Annotated in this window: 18 protein-coding genes; 11 read left to right on the top strand and 7 right to left on the bottom strand. The window is 65.2% G+C overall.

What is annotated here, in order from left to right; all coding sequences use genetic code 11:
* Positions 1–17 precede the first annotated feature (17 nt).
* Both ACK5JE_RS03320 and ACK5JE_RS03315 read left to right on the top strand, forming a co-directional pair.
* On the top strand, positions 18–629 hold the full coding sequence (locus ACK5JE_RS03320) for a MotA/TolQ/ExbB proton channel family protein (protein WP_416800298.1): 612 nt from the start codon (positions 18–20) through the stop codon (positions 627–629).
* The gene (locus ACK5JE_RS03315) at positions 626–943 is read left to right on the top strand and encodes a DUF2149 domain-containing protein (RefSeq protein ID WP_416800297.1); all 318 of its coding nucleotides are present in this window, start codon (positions 626–628) and stop codon (positions 941–943) included. The genes ACK5JE_RS03320 and ACK5JE_RS03315 overlap by 4 nt, the downstream gene beginning before the upstream one ends.
* On the opposite strand, the gene ACK5JE_RS03310 is transcribed toward ACK5JE_RS03315, so the two are convergent.
* The 3 genes from ACK5JE_RS03310 to ACK5JE_RS03300 all read right to left on the bottom strand — a co-directional run bounded on the left by ACK5JE_RS03310 (position 919) and on the right by ACK5JE_RS03300 (position 4,441).
* The gene (locus ACK5JE_RS03310) at positions 919–1,353 is read right to left on the bottom strand and encodes a DUF1850 domain-containing protein (protein ID WP_416800296.1); all 435 of its coding nucleotides are present in this window, start codon (positions 1,351–1,353) and stop codon (positions 919–921) included. The two genes, ACK5JE_RS03315 and ACK5JE_RS03310, sit on opposite strands and share 25 nt — an antisense overlap.
* Positions 1,353–3,365, bottom strand: coding sequence for a TRAP transporter permease (locus ACK5JE_RS03305; protein ID WP_416800295.1), 2,013 nt, complete (start codon positions 3,363–3,365; stop codon positions 1,353–1,355). The genes ACK5JE_RS03310 and ACK5JE_RS03305 overlap by 1 nt, the downstream gene beginning before the upstream one ends.
* Positions 3,366–3,481: 116 nt before the next feature.
* Positions 3,482–4,441 (bottom strand): TAXI family TRAP transporter solute-binding subunit, encoded by a 960-nt coding sequence (locus ACK5JE_RS03300; RefSeq protein WP_416800294.1) that lies wholly within the window; start codon positions 4,439–4,441, stop codon positions 3,482–3,484.
* 332 nt (positions 4,442–4,773) lie between these two features.
* Between ACK5JE_RS03300 and ACK5JE_RS03295 the strand changes: the two genes are divergently transcribed.
* From ACK5JE_RS03295 to thpR, 3 genes are read left to right on the top strand one after another with little or no spacing between them, the layout of a single operon-like run.
* Positions 4,774–6,252, top strand: coding sequence for a chloride channel protein (locus ACK5JE_RS03295; protein ID WP_416800293.1), 1,479 nt, complete (start codon positions 4,774–4,776; stop codon positions 6,250–6,252).
* Entirely contained in the window at positions 6,236–8,191 is a 1,956-nt protein-coding gene (locus tag ACK5JE_RS03290; protein ID WP_416800292.1) for a cation:proton antiporter, read from the top strand. Before ACK5JE_RS03295 ends, ACK5JE_RS03290 begins: the two co-directional genes overlap by 17 nt.
* Complete coding sequence (gene thpR / locus ACK5JE_RS03285; protein ID WP_416800291.1) at positions 8,188–8,802, top strand: RNA 2',3'-cyclic phosphodiesterase; 615 nt, start codon at positions 8,188–8,190, stop codon at positions 8,800–8,802. The genes ACK5JE_RS03290 and thpR overlap by 4 nt, the downstream gene beginning before the upstream one ends.
* A gap of 36 nt (positions 8,803–8,838) precedes the next feature.
* On the opposite strand, the gene ACK5JE_RS03280 is transcribed toward thpR, so the two are convergent.
* The 3 genes from ACK5JE_RS03280 to ACK5JE_RS03270 all read right to left on the bottom strand — a co-directional run bounded on the left by ACK5JE_RS03280 (position 8,839) and on the right by ACK5JE_RS03270 (position 13,501).
* A complete protein-coding gene (locus ACK5JE_RS03280; RefSeq protein WP_416800290.1) occupies positions 8,839–10,878 on the bottom strand; it encodes a PhoX family protein in 2,040 nt (679 codons plus the stop codon).
* 4 nt (positions 10,879–10,882) lie between these two features.
* Positions 10,883–12,235 carry an esterase-like activity of phytase family protein gene (locus tag ACK5JE_RS03275; RefSeq protein WP_416800289.1) on the bottom strand — a complete coding sequence of 451 codons (1,353 nt, stop codon included), beginning with the start codon at positions 12,233–12,235 and terminating at the stop codon, positions 10,883–10,885.
* 96 nt (positions 12,236–12,331) lie between these two features.
* Positions 12,332–13,501 (bottom strand): trypsin-like peptidase domain-containing protein, encoded by a 1,170-nt coding sequence (locus ACK5JE_RS03270; protein ID WP_416800433.1) that lies wholly within the window; start codon positions 13,499–13,501, stop codon positions 12,332–12,334.
* A 76-nt stretch (positions 13,502–13,577) separates the two neighbouring features.
* Here ACK5JE_RS03270 and ACK5JE_RS03265 point away from each other — a divergent pair, with 76 nt between their 5' ends.
* A complete protein-coding gene (locus tag ACK5JE_RS03265) occupies positions 13,578–14,357 on the top strand; it encodes a Nif3-like dinuclear metal center hexameric protein (protein ID WP_416800288.1) in 780 nt (259 codons plus the stop codon).
* A gap of 34 nt (positions 14,358–14,391) precedes the next feature.
* Here ACK5JE_RS03265 and mscL read toward each other — a convergent pair whose 3' ends face one another.
* Positions 14,392–14,844, bottom strand: a complete 453-nt coding sequence (gene mscL, locus ACK5JE_RS03260) for a large conductance mechanosensitive channel protein MscL (protein ID WP_416800287.1) — start codon at positions 14,842–14,844, stop codon at positions 14,392–14,394.
* A gap of 150 nt (positions 14,845–14,994) precedes the next feature.
* Between mscL and petA the strand changes: the two genes are divergently transcribed.
* The 5 genes from petA to ACK5JE_RS03235 all read left to right on the top strand — a co-directional run bounded on the left by petA (position 14,995) and on the right by ACK5JE_RS03235 (position 19,122).
* Complete coding sequence (gene petA / locus ACK5JE_RS03255) at positions 14,995–15,639, top strand: ubiquinol-cytochrome c reductase iron-sulfur subunit (protein ID WP_416800286.1); 645 nt, start codon at positions 14,995–14,997, stop codon at positions 15,637–15,639.
* 48 nt (positions 15,640–15,687) lie between these two features.
* Complete coding sequence (locus tag ACK5JE_RS03250) at positions 15,688–17,073, top strand: cytochrome b (RefSeq protein ID WP_416800285.1); 1,386 nt, start codon at positions 15,688–15,690, stop codon at positions 17,071–17,073.
* 31 nt (positions 17,074–17,104) lie between these two features.
* On the top strand, positions 17,105–17,953 hold the full coding sequence (locus ACK5JE_RS03245; RefSeq protein WP_416800284.1) for a cytochrome c1: 849 nt from the start codon (positions 17,105–17,107) through the stop codon (positions 17,951–17,953).
* Between the two features lie 133 nt (positions 17,954–18,086).
* Positions 18,087–18,695, top strand: a complete 609-nt coding sequence (locus ACK5JE_RS03240; RefSeq protein WP_416800283.1) for a glutathione S-transferase N-terminal domain-containing protein — start codon at positions 18,087–18,089, stop codon at positions 18,693–18,695.
* Positions 18,696–18,699: 4 nt separating this feature from the next.
* Positions 18,700–19,122: a ClpXP protease specificity-enhancing factor gene (locus tag ACK5JE_RS03235; RefSeq protein WP_416800282.1), complete on the top strand. Its 423-nt coding sequence runs from the start codon at positions 18,700–18,702 to the stop codon at positions 19,120–19,122.
* The last annotated feature ends 82 nt before the right edge of the window (positions 19,123–19,204 follow it).

The following is a 19,204-nucleotide window of genomic DNA, read 5'->3' as shown; positions in this document are numbered from 1 at the left end:
AAGAAGGAAATTCATTCATGAGCCAATTGCTTGAAACGCTGATGTACCAGGTCGGCCAGATCTTCCTGATCCCGACGCTGGTGATCATCGCCCTGCTGTTCCTCTACGCGCTGCAGGCGCTGGGCGGCTTCCTGGTCTGCTGGTATCAGCGGCGCGGTCGCGCGCCGGGGCACGAGACGCACGATATGCGCTGCTTCGACCTGCTGCGCTGGGCGGCTGCGCATCCCGCAGCCGGGGGCGACGAGTGGGACGTGGCCGCGCACCGGTTGCTGGAAATGCCGCGCATCGTGTCCCGCGTGGCGCCCATGATGGGGCTGGTGGCGACCATGATTCCGATGGGCCCCGCCCTGCGCGGTCTGGCGGACGGAGATCTCTCGGCCATGTCCGGCAGCCTGTCCGTGGCGTTTTCTGCGGTGATCGTCGCGCTGATCACGGCCTCGATCACGTTCTGGATCGTCTCGGTGCGTCGCCGCTGGCTGGCCGAGGAACTGGCCTGGCTGCAGTCTCGCGCACCGTTGACGGAGTCCTCGACGTCGCTTGCGGCATCCGCTGCCGGGCTGACCGGGCCGACGCCCCAGGAAGAACAGGAATGGGATGAAACTCCCGCTGTCGGGCAGGCGGCCGTATGAAGTTCCTGGCGGAAACCGAGGCCGACGATCCCATCCTGTCCGTCGTCAACCTGATCGATATTTTCCTGGTGGTGATCGCGGCGCTGCTGATCGGCATGGCCAGCAACCCGATCATGCAGGCCATGACGCGCCAGGACGTGACGGTGATCACGGACGCCGGCAAACCGACCATGGAAATGCTCGTCAAGCAAGGCGAGCGTGTCGAGCGGTTCAAGTCGTCCGGCCAGACCGGCCAGGGCGAAGGCACCAAGGCCGGCGTGGCCTACCGGATGAAGGACGGCAGCGTCGTCTACGTGCCCGAGTCCGGCGACTGAGGCGCCCGGCAGGGGCGCAGCAGCGTCACGTCGCCATCGGTCGGCATGAGGGCGCGCATTGGTTCGCAGCGCCCGTCGACGCACCAGTCGTAATCGGCCGTATAGGGCGAGCGCGACAGGCGCAGTTCGCTCAGCGGACCTGTATGCGGCTGGTAGACATACCAGCCATCGGGGCGCAGCGTGGCATCCGGCGGGGGTTCCATCCCCGCGCCGGACCCCAGGATACGTGCCTGTCCGGGCACCAGTACCGGTCGGCTGTCCGGCCCGGCCTGGACCGTGTAGTCCTCCTCCCAGCGGATTTTTTCGATCGAGTGCGTCCAGGCCAGCGTGAAGGCCCGGACCGGCACGAATCGCGGCGGCACGCCGGGCGCCGCCGCCAGGGTCAGGCAGATGCCCAGGGCGCCCAGCATCAGGCGGCGGTCTGTGTGGCGCGGCGGCTGCGCCCTACGTGCCAGATCAGGAACAGGGTCGTGGCCGCAAAGCCCAGCTCGTCGGTCACCGGGATCGCCGCGACCAGCAGGGCGGCCGCTGCGATGACGTAGACCCGTTCGAGCCGGTTTATGGGGCCCATCAGGTAGCCGGTGACCCCGGCGGCCCACATCACGATGGCGATCAGCGCCTTGAACACGATGTAGATCACGGCCCAGGCGCTGTCGCTTTGCAGCATCAGGGCGGGGGCGTAGACGGCCATGTAGGGGATCACAAAACCCGCAACGGCCACACGCAGCGCTTGCAGGCTGATCTTCAGGCCGTTCTCCCGGGCGATGGGGGCGGCGGCGAAGGCCGCCAGCGCTACCGGCGGGGTCAGGTCGGCCATGATGCCGAAATAGAACACGAACATGTGCGAGATGATCAGCGGCACGCCCAGTTTGAGCAGGATGGGCGCGGCCAGCGAACTGGTGATGATGTAGTTCGGGATCGTCGGGATGCCCATGCCCAGCACCAGGCAGGTGATCATGGTCAGGAACAGTGCCAGGAACAGGCTGTTCTCACCGATGGCGATGACCTGGCCGCCGAACTCGGCAGCCACACCGGTCAGGTTGATGATGCCGATGATCACGCCTACCAGCGCGCAGGCCGCCGCGACCGACAGCGCGTTGCGGGCGCCTTCGGCCAGCGAATTGAGGGCCAGTCGCAAGGCGTCGCGTCCGTGCTTGCGCACCAGCAGCACGCCTCCCAGCACGGCGATGATGACAAAGAAATCCGTGACGCCGAACTTGAGGAAGCCCGCGCAGGCGATGCCCAGCAGCAGCCAGAACACGTAGCGCAGGATGGGCTGCGACGCGCCCTGGATGACGGCGGCGCCGAAAATCAGGATGACCGTCAGCCCCAGGCCGATGGTGCCCGAGAACAGGGGCGTATAGCCGGAGAACAGCAGCGCCACCAGGCCGATCAGCGGCAGCAGCAGGTACCAGCGCGCGCGCACGGCTTTCCAGGGATCGGGGCAGTCTTCCTTGGCCAGGCCGTGCAGGCCACGGCGGCCGGCTTCGAGGTGGACCGAGACGAAGGCCGTGGTGAAATACAGGATGGCCGGGATGATGGCGGCCTTGACGACTTCCACGTAGGCGATGTTGAGCGTTTCGGCCATGATGAAGGCAACGGCCCCCATCACCGGCGGCATGATCTGTCCGCCCATGCTGGAGGTGGCTTCGACCCCGCCGGCAAAGGCGGAGGAATAGCCGAAGCGTTTCATCAGCGGGATGGTGAATTGGCCGGTGGTGACGACGTTGGCCACGCCCGAGCCGTTGATGGTGCCCATCAGGCCTGAGCTGACCACGGAGACCTTGGCCGGCCCGCCGCGCGTATGGCCGACCATGCCCATGGAAAAGTCGCTGAACAGCTGGATCATGCCGGCCTGTTCCAGGAACGCGCCGAACAGGATGAACAGGTAGATGTAGGTGGACGACACGTAGGTCGGCGTGCCATAGATGCCCTCGACCCCGAAGCCCAGGGTGCTGACGATCTGGTCCAGGCCGTAGCCCCGGTGCATGAAGGGGCCGGGGATATATTGGCCGAACAGGCCGTAGGCCAGGAACAGGCCGCAGATGATGGGCAGCGCCCAGCCCATCATCCGGCGGGTCGCCTCGAAGACCAGCACGACGGTGATGATGCCTACCACCATGTCGGCATCGGTCATCTGGCCGGCGCGCGCCGTCAGGTCGGACTCGAAGATCCAGTGATAAAAACCGAGCGCGAATCCGAGCAGGCCCAGCACCCAGCCCAACGTCCGGTTCGCGCGGCTGCCGCTGGAATACAGGGAAAAGACCATCAGCAGCACGAAGCCGACGTGGATGGCGCGGATCACCTGGCTGGACAGGGGGCTGTAGGCCGCCGTCCATATCTGGAAGCAGGAAAAGACCACAGCGATCCAGAAGATGCTGCGCGGCAGGGGTTGGGCGGCCGTATCGTGGGGTGAACTCATGAGCGGGAACCTGGACACTGAAAAGGCGGTTCAGACACAGGTCGGAACCGCCCGGATGGGGAAGCGGGGGGCGCCACGGTCCCGGCCGTGGCCGGAAGCGCGGTGCCCGACGGAAATCATTTGATCAGACCGACTTCCTTGTAGTAGCGCTCGGCGCCCGGGTGCAGGGGAACCGGCATGCCCTTGAGGGCGTTTTCGCGCTTGATCGTCTTGGCGGCATTGTGCGCGGACTTGAGGGTGTCGAGCTGCTCGTAGAAGACCTTGGTCATCTGGTAGACCAGATCGTCGGGCACTGTCGAGGCGGTCACCAGGAAATTGGGCACCGCCGCCGTGGGCGTGTCCTGCGCCTGGCCCTCGTAGGTGCCGGCCGGGATGGTGGCCTCCTGGTAGGCTGCGTTGCCGATTTTCTTGATCACATCAGCGGGGATGGGTACGATGACGATCTTGACCGAGGTCGCCAGATCACGGATGGAGGATACCCCCAGACCGGCGGATTGCAGCGTCACGTCCAGCTGGCGGTTTTTCATCAGTTCGACGGATTCGCCGAAGGGCAGGTATTCGACCTTGTCGAAGTCGTCGTAGGTCAGGCCGGCGGCCTTGAGGACGGCGCGGGCGTTCAGCTCCGTGCCGGAGCGGGCGGCGCCCACGGAGATGCGCTTGCCCTTGAGGTCGGCCAGCGTCTTGATGCCGGCATCCGCGTTGGCCACGATCTGGATGTAGTTGTTGTAGGTGGCCGTCATGCCGCGCAGGTTCTTGAGCGGCGCCTTGAAGCCGGCATCGGTGTTGCCGGTGTAGGCGTCGGACACGGTGTCGGCCAGGGCGAACGCCAGCTCGCCGCGACCGGCCTGCAGCAGGTTCATGTTCTCGGCCGAGGCCTTGGACACCTGGGCGGTGGATTTGGCGTCGGGGATGTACTTGTTGTAGATCTGGGACAGCGCCACGCCCAGCGGGTAGTAGACCCCGCTCTGACCGCCGGTCAGGATGTTGATGAATTTGGTTTCCGCCTGCGCGGGGGCGGCTGCGATGGCGGCGGTAACCGCCACGGCGCAGGCAGCCAGCCATTTCGAGATGGGCATGGTGATTCCTTTTCAGTTGCGAGAGGGATGCGTAGTTGCATAGTAACAAGGGTCTTTGGGTCCACCACTCAGTAATCACCCTAAAAAACGGGGTGTTACGGGGGTAGATCAAACTTTTGTGGCCCGCACCCCCATCCTCACCGGCCGATGTCGGCGTGCGGGTCGCCTCAGCTATACTGCGCGAGACCAGGCCAGCATCGGACACGCCAGACGAGACGCGTCGCATGGGGTGGGTGTTCTTCCATGTGCTGATTTGCTGACCTCCTCCTGATCGAGGGCCTCGCGGCCCCCGAGCGCCGCCCCGATCCGGCGGCGCGCCCTCTGGCCGCCCCATGAAACTGCCCCTCCTGCCCCGTATCGATCTGCTGGAACCCGTCGTGATGCTGGCGACGGTGCTGCAATGGCTGATCCTGGCTTCCCTGACCGGGCTGGTGGTCGGCGGCGGTACCAGCCTGTTCCTGCATGCGCTGTTCTTTGCGACCGGCCACACGCAGTCCATGCCCCTCTGGGCCTATTGGGCACTGCTGCCGCTGGCGGGGCTGGCCAACGGACTGTTGATGGGCTACGCGCGCCGCCGCCTGGATGCTTCGGGCCTGAAGGATTCCATTTTTGCCGCCGTGCATGAGCAGGGCGGCCGCATGCCGTGGCGCACTTTCTGGATCAAGCCGGTGGCAGCCATCATCACGCTGGCCAGCGGCGGCTCGGCCGGCAAAGAAGGGCCCTGTTCGCATCTCGGCGCTTCGCTGGGCGCGTTGATCGGCCAGCTGTTCCGGCTGAACGCCGATGTCCGCCAGCGGGTCGTGGCCTGTGGCGTCAGCGCCGGTTTTGCCAGCGTGTTCGGCACGCCCATTGCCGGCGCCCTGTATGGCGTGGAGATGCTGACCATCGGCCGCATCCGCCATGATTTTCTGTTTCCCGCCCTGATCGCGGGGGTGACCTCGTTCCAGGTCAGCAAGGCGCTGGGGATTCCGTACGACCATTACACCGTCGATGTGCTGCCCCTGTTTTCCGAGTCGCTGTTCCTGCGCACGCTGCTGGTCGGCATGTTGTGCGGCCTGGTGGCGCGCGTCTTCGTGGATGTGATCTACACCATACGCAACTTCTGCCATCGCCTGCAGACCCGGTGGTCCGTGTGGCCGCCGCTGATGCCGCTGGCTGGCGGTCTGGTGCTGGCGCTGCTGGTCTCGTTTGCCATTCCGTCCGATTATCTGGGCCTGAGTCTGCCGCTCATGGAGCAGGCCCTGGCGGGTGAGGCCATGCCCTATGCCGGGTTCCTGTGGAAAACGATTCTGGTGGCGGTGACGCTGGGTTCGGGGTTCTACGGTGGCATCGTCACGCCGCAGTTCGTCATTGGTGCAGTGGCGGGCAACGCGTTCGCGCATCTGTTCGGCATCAGCCCGACCCTGGGCGCGGCCGTCGGGCTGGTCTCGGTGGTGGCGGCGGCGTCGAATACCCCGCTGGCAGCGATCCTGATGGGCGTGGAGCTGTTCGGCGGCGCGGTCGGGACGCTGTACGCGGCCGGCTCGGCCATTGCCGCCTACCTGATCATCGGCCATCGCAGCGTCTATCCGGACCAGCGCCTGGGGTATGCCAAATCATCCTGGATGCGAGTGCGGCCGGACATTCCCGTCGGCCAGGAAAAAATCCATCTGTCCTATGGCCTGCTCAAGAGCTGGCGGCAGATGCGGACGCGCGGCTGGCGGGCCTGGCTGGGGATCGGCCGACGCACGGGCAGAGCCCGCGACAGAGGCAGACCGACAGGCGATGATTGCGCCATCAACGTAGGAGACCAGGGTGACGCTCAATCCTGAACTGATGCTGGCCGGGATCGGTCTGGTGGCCATGGGGGCCCAATGGCTGGCCTGGCGCCTGGGGGTGCCGGCGATTCTGTTCCTGCTGCTGGTGGGGATTGCCGTGGGCCCGCTCGCGGGCGTGCTGAACCCCGACGCGCTGTTCGGTGATCTGTTGTTCCCGTTCGTGTCGCTGTCGGTGGCCGTGATCCTGTTCGAAGGCAGCCTGACGCTGGAATTCCACCAGACGCGCGGGCTGGAACGGGTGGTGCGGCGGCTGGTGACGGGAGGCACGCTGATCTCCTGGGCGGTGGCGGCCGTGGCGGTGCACTATTTCCTCGATTTCCCCTGGGACCTGGCGATTCTGTTCGGGGCCATCACTGTCGTCACCGGACCGACCGTCATCGCGCCGCTGCTCAAGACAGTGCGCCCCGTGGCGCCTGTGGCGCATGCGTTGCGCTGGGAAGGCATCCTGATCGATCCGATCGGCGCGTTGCTGGCCGTTCTGGCGTATGACCTGATGGTGGCGTTCCGCATGACCCACGAATGGATCCACGCGCTGTGGGCCTTCGGCGCCACGTTGGCGACGGGCCTGTGCATCGGGGTGATCGCGGCGTGGCTGCTGGCATTGCTGCTGCGGCGCGGCTGGGTGCCGGACTCTCTGGCCAACCTGTCCGTGCTGGCCATGGTGTTCGCCGCCTTCGCGTTGTCCAATACGGTGCAGCACGAATCCGGCCTGCTGACCGTGACCATCATGGGCATCTGGCTGGCGAACCGGCCTGGCGTGCCGGTGCGCGACATTCTCGAATTCAAGGAAACCCTCAGCCAGATCCTGCTCTCGGTCCTGTTCATCCTGTTGGCGGCGCGCGTGGCGCCCAGCCAGCTGTTCGGTCTGGGCTGGCCGGCCCTGGCCGTGCTGGCCGCGATGCTGTGGGTCGGGCGGCCCCTGAAGGTGATGTTTTCCACCTGGGGATCGGGGTTGAACTGGCGTGAACGTGGCCTGCTGGCCTGGATTGCGCCGCGAGGGATTGTGGCCGCGGCTGTTTCCGCCCTGTTTGCGCTGCGCCTGGAGGCGATGGATGTGCCCCAGGCTGACCGGCTGTTGCCGATGACCTTTCTGCTGATCATCGGGACGGTGATCTGGCAGAGCCTGACCGCCCGGCCCATGGCCCGCCTGCTGAAGGCGGCCGAGCCGGACCGGGTGGGGTTCGTGATCGCGGGCGCCAATCCCGTGGCCCGGGCCATTGGCAAGGCGCTGCACGAGCAGGATGTGCCGGTGCGCCTGTGCGACAGCGATTGGTACAGTCTGTCGCTGGCCCGGATGATGGGCTTGCCCACTTATCACGGCAGTCCGGTTTCCGAGCATGCGCAGCGCAATCTGGACACGACGGGCCTGGGGCGCCTGCTGGCCCTGGGCGCGCGCGACGATGCCAATCAGTTGATCACGACGCGCGCCCGCGACGAATTCGGCAAGCGCAAGGTCTTCACCCTGTCCCGGTCGCGGGACAATGGCCAGTCCGAGAAACACCTGCTGGATGCGGCCTACCGCGGCCGGACCCTGTTCACTCCCGAGCTCGGATACTGGAAGTTGTCCGCCCTGCTGGCGTCCGGCGCGCGGGTCAAGGCCACGCGCCTGACGGACAGTTTCGATTTCGAGAAATATCTGGCGGCGCGTCCGGATCGTCCCGTGACGCCGCTGTTCGCGTTGACGCCCAAGGGGTATGCGTTGCCGTTCACCCTGGACCAGGAACTGCAGCCCGAGGCCGGCTGGACGATCATCGGCCTGCACGAAGACGATGTGAACGGCAATGGCAATGGCAATGGCAATGGCAATGGCAATGGCAATGGCAATGGCAATGGCAATGGCAATGGCCATGGCAATGGCAATGGCAATGGCAATGGCAATGGCAATGGCAACGGGAATGGCAGCCAGGCGCTGCCGTCGCCGGGTGGCCTATGACGGCGGGCGCCTCGGGGACGCCGCGTCGGGAGGCGGCGCCCGACGCCCGGGATGACGCCGCTGGCCGGCGCGTGTTCTTCGCCCTGTGGCCGGATGCTGAAGTGGCCAGGACCCTGTCCGGCTGGGCGGACCAGGCTCATGCGGTGTTCGGCGGGCGCATCATGCGGCCCGATACGCTGCACCTGACCCTGGCCTTTCTGGGCTCGGTGTCGGGTGTGCGGGTCGCAGAGCTGAGCGCCTTGCTCGATGAGGCGTCGTTGATCGGCGGCGCGCTGCGTCTGGATCGGTATGGCCGCTTTCGCGGCCCCCAGATCCTCTGGGTGGGACCATCGGTGTCGGCGCCCTGGCTGGATGCGTTGCATGGTTGGCTGTGGCGGGCGCTGTCGCGCCGGGGCTTTGCCCGGCCAGACGAGCCCTTCCGGCCGCATGTGTCGCTGCTGCGCCGGGTGCGGCCAGGCGACCTGGATGCGCTGCCCGCTCCCGCCCCGCTGGACTGGACGCCGCGTCGTTGCGTGCTGGCCGCCTCGGCGCCGTGTCCGGAGGGCTCGTTCTACGAGATTCTGGCCGAATGTCCGCTGACGCCGGAAAAGGGCGACCGGAGAGGCTCATAGGCCAGGGCGTGCCTTTTCATGGCACCCCTTCCCCCGTCAGCTCCCGACCGTGCCGCCGTCCTTTTTCCAGATCACGACCGTTGCCGGTCGCGGCCGTGTCCCGGCGGCGCCGTCGGGCCAGGTCGACACCGAGAGGGGCGCGGCCTGGGCGTCGTCCAGCCCAGGCCCTTCGCCAGGATGCTGGATGTTGACGAACACGAAGCGCTGGTCGGGGGTCCAGGTGATGCCGGTGACCTCACAGCCTTTGGGGCCGGTCAGGAACCGGCGCAGTTCGCCCGTGACCGGATCGGCGACCAGCATCTGGTTGTTGCCCTGGCCCGCGTAGTCGCCGCGGTTGCCGTTGTTGCCGTCGGTCAGGATCCACAGGCGGCCCTGTGCGTCGAATCCCAGACCATCGGGACTGTTGAAGGTATTGGCGGCGGAGATCGAGGCCGATCCCCGGCGTGGATCGCCTTCCGGATATTGGACGGGGTTGCCGGCCAGCGCGAAGATGTCCCATTGGAATGTCGTGCCGCACGGGTCGCGGTCCGCTTCGCGCCAGCGCACGATATGGCCGTAGATGTTCTTGTCGCGAGGATTGGCGGCATCGGCGCCGGGATGATCCGGTCCGCCCGGCCAGCGCGCCTTGCCGCTGCCGCGATCCTTGTTGTTGGTCAGGGTGGCATAGGCCTCGCCGGTGCGTGGATGCACGGCGATCCATTCGGGCCGGTCCATGGGGGTGGCGCCGACAGCATCGGCGGCCTGCCGCGTCCTGATCAGCAGTTCGCCCAGGTCCTCGTTGAAACGGTCCCCCAGGCGCCGTCCATCCGTGCCGCGCGTGTCCAGGGTCAGCGCGATCCAGGCGCCTTTGCCGTCGTCCTCGAACCGGGCGGCGTACAGCGTGCCGTGTTCCAGCAGCGTCCGGTTGCCGGGCGCGCCGGGCTGGTACGCGTTTTTCGAGACGAACTTGTAGATGTATTCGCTGCGCTGGTCGTCACCCATGTAGACCACGACGCGTCCGTCGGCGGCAACCGTCAGGGCGGCGTTTTCGTGCTTGAAGCGGCCCAGGGCGGTCAGCTTGCGGGGCGCGGCCGAGGGATCGAAGGGGTCGATCTCCACGATCCAGCCGTGACGGTTGTATTCGTGCGGCTCGCGTGTCCAGTCGAACCGGTCGTCATGGGTGTCCCAGGCATAGTCGGGACTGGATGTCTTGCGGCCACCCTTGTAGCGCAGCCTGTGCTGCCGGGCGGCCTCGTCCAGGTCGTCCACCGACGCCTCGGCGCGCGCTCCGATGCCGAAATAGTCGGTGAAGTTCTCTTCACAGGTCAGGTAGGTGTTCCAGGGTGTCCAGCCGTTGCCGCAGTTGCCGAATGTGCCCAGCACCCGCGTGCCCTCGGGGTCGGCCTGCGTGCGCAGCAGGGGGTGGCCGGCGGCGGGGCCCGTCATGCGAATCGGCGTGTTGGCGTGGATGCTGCGGTTGTAGGGCGAATCGGTGACCCGCTGCCACTGGCCTTGCGCATCGAGCCGGATGTGGACGATGGAAGCCCCCTGGGCGTGTTGTGCCTTGCGAATCCAGTCCGGTCCCCACCCTTCTGCACCGGGCTGGACGCCTTTGGGAAAGAAATAGTGGGGCGTGACGTACTCGTGGTTGGTGACCAGCAGGCCCTCGGTGCTGCTGCCGGTGACGCCGTCCTTGCCGTCGATGGGAAAGAAATGCAGGCCGTCGTGGTTGTAGCCGGTCTGTGTCGCCTGAGCCGCGCTGTCGTCGCTGGCGTCGCCCTTGAAGGCCGGCGCGTTCGCTGTCAGCGGATCGCCCCAGCGATTGATGACCGCGTGCGCGTAGCCCTCGGGGACGGTCACGCGATCGGCGGTGCTCATGGGGACGGCCTTGAAGCCCAGGGGCGCAGCGATCGGGGCGGATGTCTCGCCTGCCAGCGTCCGCGAGGCGGGGAGCAGCCCGCCGAGGAAGCTCACGGCGCTCAGGCCCAGGCCGCCCTTCAGGAAGCGGCGGCGGCTCTCCAGGCGCGCCAGCAACTGGTCCAGGGAGTCCGCCATCGCGGGGTTGGCGGGGATGTCGTCGAGATCGAGGGATTTCATGGGCTTATCGGGCTTGCAGCAGGTCGGGGGCGCGCAGCAGCACGAATTCGTTGTCGTCCTGATGGTTCGGTTCCCGGCTGGATGAGAAGGGAAAGTTGTTGTCGTTGCCGACAATGATGTGCTCGGCGTCCACGACGTCGACATTCTCGATGGTGAAAAACGGGAATTGCAGGGTGCCGTTGGTCAGCGGTTTGCGGGCCTTGTGGTCCGGGTCCTGAATGGCGAGCAGGTCCACGTAGGCCAGCTTGCGCACCAGTTTTCCGGCATTCGCATCCGAGAACTCGATCTTGTAGACCCGCTTGAAGCGGGGCAGATTCGAGAAGCAGGTTTGCGTGTCGGCGCCCGGCGCGCAGGCCTTGTCGGGTGTGCCCTCGCCATTGTCGCGTTCGATCACCAGACCGGTCGTGGCGTCGATCATGTTGAAATCGCCGATCGCATGACCCGCGTCTTCCAGTGGGTAGAACCATGACCGGCCGGTCCAGCGCTCGTCGGCCACGCTGAATTCCAGGATGCGCAGCACCGTCGCGCCGCCCACTTGTTCCCAGGCCTTGGCCGATTCGTTCCAGATCGCGCCTTCCAGCAGGGGATAGAGGAATTTGCCGTCCCTGGATGCCGCCATGCCCTCGAAGCCTTTCGAGCGCTTGAGCGTGACCCCCCGGTAGGTCTGTTCTGGGGCGCCGGGAGACGCGACGGCATGATGGTCGGGGGAGCGGATGATCCGTCCATCGACCTGCGTCTCGAACAGGGCCTGCACCTTGCCCGAGCGGTCGGCCTTGATCAGGTAGGGACCGAACTCGTCCCCGATCCAGAAGTGCGCGCCGATCGGCTGGAAGCTCTCGGTATCCAGATCGGAACCGGTCAGATAGCGTTCGGGGGTGTCCTCATGGACGATGCGAAAAGGGATCTTGCGGTCGGGATCGCGCAGAAATGTCGTGCGCAATGGCTCGAGCTTGCCCGCTTGCCAGTCGACGCGGTACTGGTTCAGGTACAGCATGGCGTCCATGGAGTTCGCCTTGCGCCCGAAACCGTTGTCGGTCAGGACCCAGAGGGTGCCGTCGGGCATGACCTTCACGCCCGAGTGGCCCTGGCGGATCTGCCCCCGGGTGGGCAGAGTGGCGCCGGTCGCGCGGTCGGCCGACCGGCCCATGACTGAACCCGGCGTGCTGGTGCGGACCCCGCGCGTGTATTTTCCCGAGACTTTCAGATCGGCGGGGGCGTTGGCCGGCGGGGTCACGAGACTGGCGGACGGAAGGATGGCATGGCCCTTCAGGGTGGCTGGTGATGCCGCCTGGGCCATGACGGTCCAGGGCGCGCAACCGATCAGGACGGCCAGAATGGAGGGACGGAGAAACGACATGGACTCTTCCTGGAAAACGAGGGGAGGAGCCGGCAGTCTAGGGCAGCGAGATGACAGGAATATGTCGGTTTTCAGCGCGTGGGTGTGCCTGGCGCGTCAGTGTTTTGGCTTGTTTGCCGGCGGGCGGGTGCCGACCCGCACGTCCAGCGTCAGGGAGCGGCCCTGGCGCAGCAGCGTCAGCCGGGCCGTCGAGTCTGTCTGCAGGGGCGCCAGCCGGCTGACCAGGTCGTAGGCATCCTCCACGGGCTGGTCGTTCAGCGAGCGGATGATGTCGCCCACCCGCATCCCGGCGCGCGCCGCCGGCCCGCCTCGCAGGATGCGGGCGACGATGGCGCCGCGCGTGTCCTTCAGGCCGAAGGCCTGGGCCAGATCGGGCGTGATGTCCTGGGGCTCCAGCCCCAGCCATCCCCGCCGCACGCGGCCATGCGCCAGGATCTCGTTGAGGATCTGGTGGGCCGAGGCGGCGGGGATGGCGAAACCGATGCCCAGCGATCCGCCGGTCTCGGAATAGATCGCCGTATTGATGCCGACCAGCTCGCCCCGGGTGTCGATCAGCGCGCCGCCCGAGTTGCCCGGGTTGATGGCCGCGTCGGTCTGGATGAAGTCTTCGTAGGTGTTCAGGCCGAGGCGATTGCGGCCCACGGCGGACACGATCCCCTGGGTCGTGGTCTGGCCGACCCCGAACGGATTGCCGATGGCCAGCACCACGTCGCCCACGCGCACCGACGGCGCGGGGTCGAAGACGATCGCCGGCAGATCCGGCAGGTCGATCTTCAGCACGGCCAGGTCGCTTTCGGGATCGGCGCCGATCAGTTTCGCGGCTGCCTGACGTCCGTCGCGCAGGCGCACCTCGATTGCGTCGGCGGCCTCGATCACATGGTAGTTGGTCAGGATCGCGCCATCGGCCCGCGCGATCACGCCCGAGCCCAGGCTGGTGGAGGCCTCGCGCCGCGTGAATCCCGGCAGGCCGCGCAGGAACCGTTCCAGCTGTGGATCGGAGGGCAGGGGGATCAGCGGCACGTCCACGTGCTTGGTGGTGTAGATGTTGACCACGGATGGCGCGGCCCGGGCGACGGCGGTGGCGTAGCTGGCCGGCGTGGCGGCTTGTCCGGACGCCGTGCCACCCGGCGTCACGGGCGCACCGCTCACGGCCACGGACGTCGCCGTCCCGCCCGGCAGCCACTGGGGCCTCAGGGTGGTCACCAGGAACAGGATGCCCAGACAGACCGTCACCGTCTGGGCGAAAATCAGCCACAATCGTCTTATGAACATGGAATCACTGAATGCGTCTTGAGCTTGGGGTGGTTCGGCAGCAAACAGACATACTAAAGGACATCGGCATATGGCCACCAACATATCACGCCAGGCGCTGGCGGACTGGCTCGACGAGGCGCTGCAGCCTGAACGCTTTCGTGATTATTGCCCCAATGGTCTGCAGGTTCAGGGCCGTGACGAGATCCGTCGCATCGTCACCGGCGTGACGGCCTCGCAGGCGCTGATCGAGGCGGCCGTCGCGCTCGATGCGGATGCGATCCTGGTGCATCACGGCTGGTTCTGGAAGAACGAGGATCCCTGCATCCGCGGCATCAAGCACCGCCGTCTGTCGGCGCTCATGGCGCGCGAAATCAACCTGTTCGCCTACCATCTGCCGCTGGACGCGCATCTGGAATGGGGCAACAACGCGCAACTGGCCCGGGTCATGGATTGGGCGCCGGACATCCGTCCGGACGGGGTGCCCCGACGTTGCGGGCCTGATGATCTGGTCTGGCTGGGTGCCCCGGCGCGGGACATGACGGTCGGCGCGCTGGCCGAGGACATGGCCCGCCGGCTGGGACGCGCGCCTCAGGTGATCGGCGTACCCGAACGTCCCGTGCGACGGCTGGCCTGGTGCACCGGAGCCGCTCAGGGCATGATGGAGGCCGCCCTGGCGGCGGGCGCGGACTGCTATGTCAGTGGAGAGATCTCCGAACCGACCGTGCATCTGGCGCGTGAAACCGGCGCTGCGTACCTGAGCGCCGGCCACCATGCGACGGAACGCTACGGGGTCCGGGCCCTGGGGGCGGTCATCGAAGCGCAGTTCGGGGTGCCCTGCGAATTCGTGGACATCGACAACCCCGTCTAGTCCCCGATGCCGCGATCGCGCTTGCCGGCAGCGTTTATTTTTTCAGCGCATCGCGGATTTCACGCAACAGGACGACATCCTCGGGCGGGGCGGCGGGCGCGGGGGCGGGCGCCTCGGCCTCGGCGCGTTTGCGGGCGTTGTTGATCATCTTCACCATCATGAAGACCACCAGGGCCAGCAGCAGGAAATTGACGAGGATGGTCAGGAAGTGACCCCAGGCGAACACGACGGCACCGGCCTTGGACAGATCGGCCATGGCCATGGCTCCGGCGTAGCCTTCGGGCATGCGCAGCACCCAGAACAGGTTGTCGAAATTGACACTGCCGCCAAGGACGAAATTGATCAGCGGCATGACCAGATCATTGACGACCGAATCGATGATCTTGCCAAAGGCGCCTCCGATGATGACCCCAATCGCCAGGTCCATCATATTGCCCTTGATGGCGAATTCCCGGAATTCTTTGATGAACCCCCCGGATGTGCTCATTGCTATACCCCTCAATTGATTTACCCCACTGGGCGTAACGCTATAATACGCCGTTGAAGACCCTTGTGGAGCAGCAGGTTCTCTGTCTCCCGCAAGGGCTGATCACGTTCAAATCGCTCCGCCCATCGGGCGGCAACCTGGGATAACAGCATGAGTCAGCATCCGACACAGTCCGACGAGCAGGGCGCAGTCGACCCGAACCTGCCCCCCGATCCTTCGCGCCGTTTCTGGGTCGCATCGGCCTGTACTCTTGGCGGAGCCGCGGGTGTGGCCACGGTTGTTCCCTTCGTCGGTTCGTTCGCGCCCTCCGAAAAGGCCAAGGCGGCCGGCGCGCCGGTCGAGGCGGACATCTCGGGACTGGCCGAGGGCCAGATGATGACGGTCGAATGGCGCGGCAAGCCGGTCTGGATCGTGCGCCGCACCAAGGCCGAACTCGCCGACCTGCCCAAGCACAACGCCGAACTCGCCGATCCCGATTCCGAGCGTCCCGGTTTTACACCGGCATGGGCCAAGAATGACTACCGTTCGCGCAAGCCCGAATACTTTGTCTGCATCGGCATCTGCACCCATCTGGGCTGCTCGCCGACCGCCCACTTCCAGACCGGCGCCCAGCCCGGGTTGCCCGGCGACTGGCCCGGCGGCTGGCTGTGTCCCTGCCATGGTTCGACCTTCGACCTGGCTGGCCGGGTGTTCGCCAACAAGCCGGCCCCTGACAATCTCGAAATCCCGCCCTACGTTTTCTCCGCCGATGGCACCCGCATCACCATCGGCGTCGAAGAAAACGACAAGGCTTGATGAACGCCTCCGTTCATCCTATTGCGATATTGAATCTAGGAGCCTTTCATGGCCGATAAAAACATCGAGACGACCGGGTTGCTTGGCTGGGTGGACAACCGCTTCCCGCTCACCAAAATGTTCAAAGAGCATATGTCCGAATACTATGCTCCTAAAAATTTCAATTTTTGGTATTTCTTCGGATCGCTGGCCCTGCTGGTGCTGGTGATCCAGGTCGTCACCGGGATCTTCCTGGTGATGAACTACAAGCCCGATGCGCGCTTTGCCTTCGAGTCCGTCGAATACATCATGCGCGAGGTGCCGGGCGGCTGGTTCATCCGCTACATGCACTCGACCGGCGCCTCGATGTTCTTTGTCGTGGTCTACCTGCACATGCTGCGCGGCCTGTTCTATGGCTCCTACCGCAAGCCGCGCGAGCTGGTCTGGATCTTCGGCGTGGGCATTTTCCTGTGCCTGATGGGCGAGGCCTTCTTCGGTTACCTGCTGCCCTGGGGCCAGATGTCCTACTGGGGCGCCCAGGTGATCGTGAACCTGTTCTCGGCCATCCCCTTCATCGGCCCCGAGCTTTCCCTGTGGATCCGCGGCGACTACGTCGTGTCCGACGCGACGCTGAACCGGTTCTTCGCCTTCCACGTGATCGCCATACCTCTGGTGCTGATCGGCCTGGTCGTGGCGCACATCATCGCCCTGCACGAGGTCGGCTCGAACAACCCCGATGGCGTCGAGATCAAGAAGGGCCCCAAGGACAAGAACGGCCACCCCGTGGACGGGATCCCGTTCCATCCCTACTACTCGGTGCACGATGTGGTGGGTGTGGCGGGCTTCCTGATCGTGTTTGCCGCGATCATCTTCTTCGGCCCCGAAATGGGCGGCTATTTCCTGGAATACAACAACTTCCTGCCGGCCGACCCGCTGAAAACACCGCCGCACATCGCGCCGGTCTGGTATTTCACGCCGTTCTACACCATGCTGCGCGCCACCACCAGCGACTTCACCTGGGTGCTGGCGGCCGGCGCCGTGCTCGCCGCCGCCGTGCTGTTCGTCAAGGGACGGCTCTCCGGCATCTGGCGGCTGGCCGTGCCTGCCATCCTGATCCTGGTCGCCGTCCTGATGAGGGTGCTAGACGCCAAGTTCTGGGGCGTGGTGTCCATGGGCGGTGCCGTCGTCATCCTGTTCTTCCTGCCGTGGCTGGATCATTCCCCGGTCAAGTCCATCCGCTACCGTCCAGGCTGGCACAAGGTGCTGTACGCGATCTTCATCATCGACTTCCTGATCCTGGGCTGGCTGGGCACGCAGCCGGTGTCGCCGACCTACACCCTCCTCGGTCAGATCGGGACGGTCATCTATCTGGCGTTCTTCCTGGCGATGCCCGTCTGGAGCCGCCTGGGCACCTTCAAGCCGGTTCCCGACCGCGTTACCTTCCGGGCCCATTGAAGGCCGAACCACTGACTGTCATGGAAAGATCATGCTGAAAAAACTGCTCGGTGCCCTGGCCCTGTCTCTGACCTGCACGCTGACGTTCGCCGCCGAGGGCGGCGCGCATCTGGATCGCGCTCCCGATCGCATCACCGATCTGGCAGCCCTGCAAAATGGCGCCAAACTGTTCGTCAACTATTGCCTGAACTGTCACAGCGCCAACGCCATGCGCTACAACAAGCTCATGGACCTTGGCCTGTCCGAAAACGAAATCAAGAAAAACCTGCTGTTCTCCCGCGAAAAGGTCGGCGATCTGATGAAGATCTCCATGACCCCCGAAGACGCGAAAAAATGGTTCGGCACCACGCCGCCGGACCTGTCCGTGATCGCCCGCGCCAAGAGCACCAACTTCGGCCCGTCCGGCGTGGACTACATCTATACCTACCTGCGTACCTTCTATCGCGATGCCAGCAAGAAAACCGGCTGGAACAACGTCGTCTTCCCCAGTGTCGGCATGCCCAACGTGCTCTGGGAACGCGAAGGCCCGCGCAGCTTTACCGACATCGAAGTCCATCAGGTTGCCGACGACAAGGGCAACGAGCGCTGGGAGCGCACCACGACGGTCTATGATGCCGATGGCATTCCGACGGCCAAGTCCGAGGTCCTGAAGGACTATACCGGCGAGGCCACGCGCGTCACGCGTTTTGACTCCGCCGACGCCAAGACTTTCGCCAAATTCGAAAGCGATGTCGCCGATCTCAGCAATTTCCTGGGCTGGATGGCGGAACCCGGTCAACTGGCGCGCAAGCAGATCGGCGTCTGGGTCATGCTGTTCCTGTTCCTGTTCCTGTTTGTCGCCGTGCGCATGAATGCGGCATACTGGAAGCATGTCCGCTAAGGTCAGCCACGCTCTTCGGGGCGCGTGACCCTCCGATCTTGCGGATCGGGTGCCAGCCAGGCGTTGTCACGCCTGGCTGGTGTTTTCAGGATCACGCGCATTCTCCGCCTTCTTTTGCATTGGAACCCACGACATGATGGTGCTCTATTCCGGAACGACCTGCCCTTTTTCGCAACGCTGCCGCTTTGTGCTGTTCGAAAAGGGTATGGATTTCGAAATCCGCGACATCGACCTGTACAACAAACCCGAAGACATTCTGGTGATGAACCCGTATGGCCAGGTGCCTATCCTGGTCGAGCGCGACCTGGTCCTGTACGAATCGAACATCATCAACGAATACATCGACGAGCGCTTCCCGCATCCGCAGCTGATGCCGGCTGACCCGATCATGCGGGCGCGCACCCGCCTGTTCCTGTGCAACTTCGAAAAGGAACTGTTCGTCCACGTCTCCACGCTCGAAAATCGCGGCATCACGGACGAAAAGGCCCGCGATGCCGCGCGCGTCAACATCCGCGACCGTCTGGCCCAGCTGGCCCCGCTGCTGATGAAGAACAAATTCATGCTCGGCGAGGAATTCTCCATGCTGGACGTCGCCATCGCGCCGCTGCTGTGGCGTCTGGGCCATTACGGCATCGAGCTGCCCAAGAGCGCCGCGCCGATCCAGAAATATGCCGAGCGGCTGTTCTCGCGTCCCGCCTACATCGAGGCGCTGACGCCGTCCGAAAAGGTCATGCGCCGCTGAACACATGCAGGAATCCTCGACCAAACCGTACCTGATCCGTGCGCTGCACGAATGGTGCACCGACAATGGCTATACCCCCTACCTGGTGGTCACCGTTGACGAAAACACCGTGGTGCCTCTCGCGCACGTTCATGATGGCCAGATCACGCTGAACATCAGCCATCTCGCCACCAATCGCCTGACGCTGGGCAACGAATACATCGAATTCGAATCCCGCTTCAATGGTGCGGTAGAGCATCTGTTCATCCCCGTGGGGGCGGTTTCGGCCGTCTATGCCCGCGAAACCGGCGCCGGGATGGGCTTCGAGGTGGTCGCCTCGCAACCCTACCCGGGGGGCGGCGACCCGCCCGAGCCGCCGACGCCTGCGACGCTTCCGGACGATGATCCCGATACCCCCAGGCCGTCACACCTGAAGGTCGTCAAATAGAGGATGCGCCATCCTGTAGAATGACGGTCCTTGGCCGGCTTAGCTCAGTTGGTAGAGCAGCTCACTTGTAATGAGAAGGTCG

The sequence above is a fragment of the Castellaniella sp. genome, from assembly GCF_047971665.1.
Lineage (GTDB): Bacteria > Pseudomonadota > Gammaproteobacteria > Burkholderiales > Burkholderiaceae_B > Castellaniella.
Note: the sequence above shows the minus strand (reverse complement) of the source record. Positions and strands in the feature narration are given on the sequence as shown.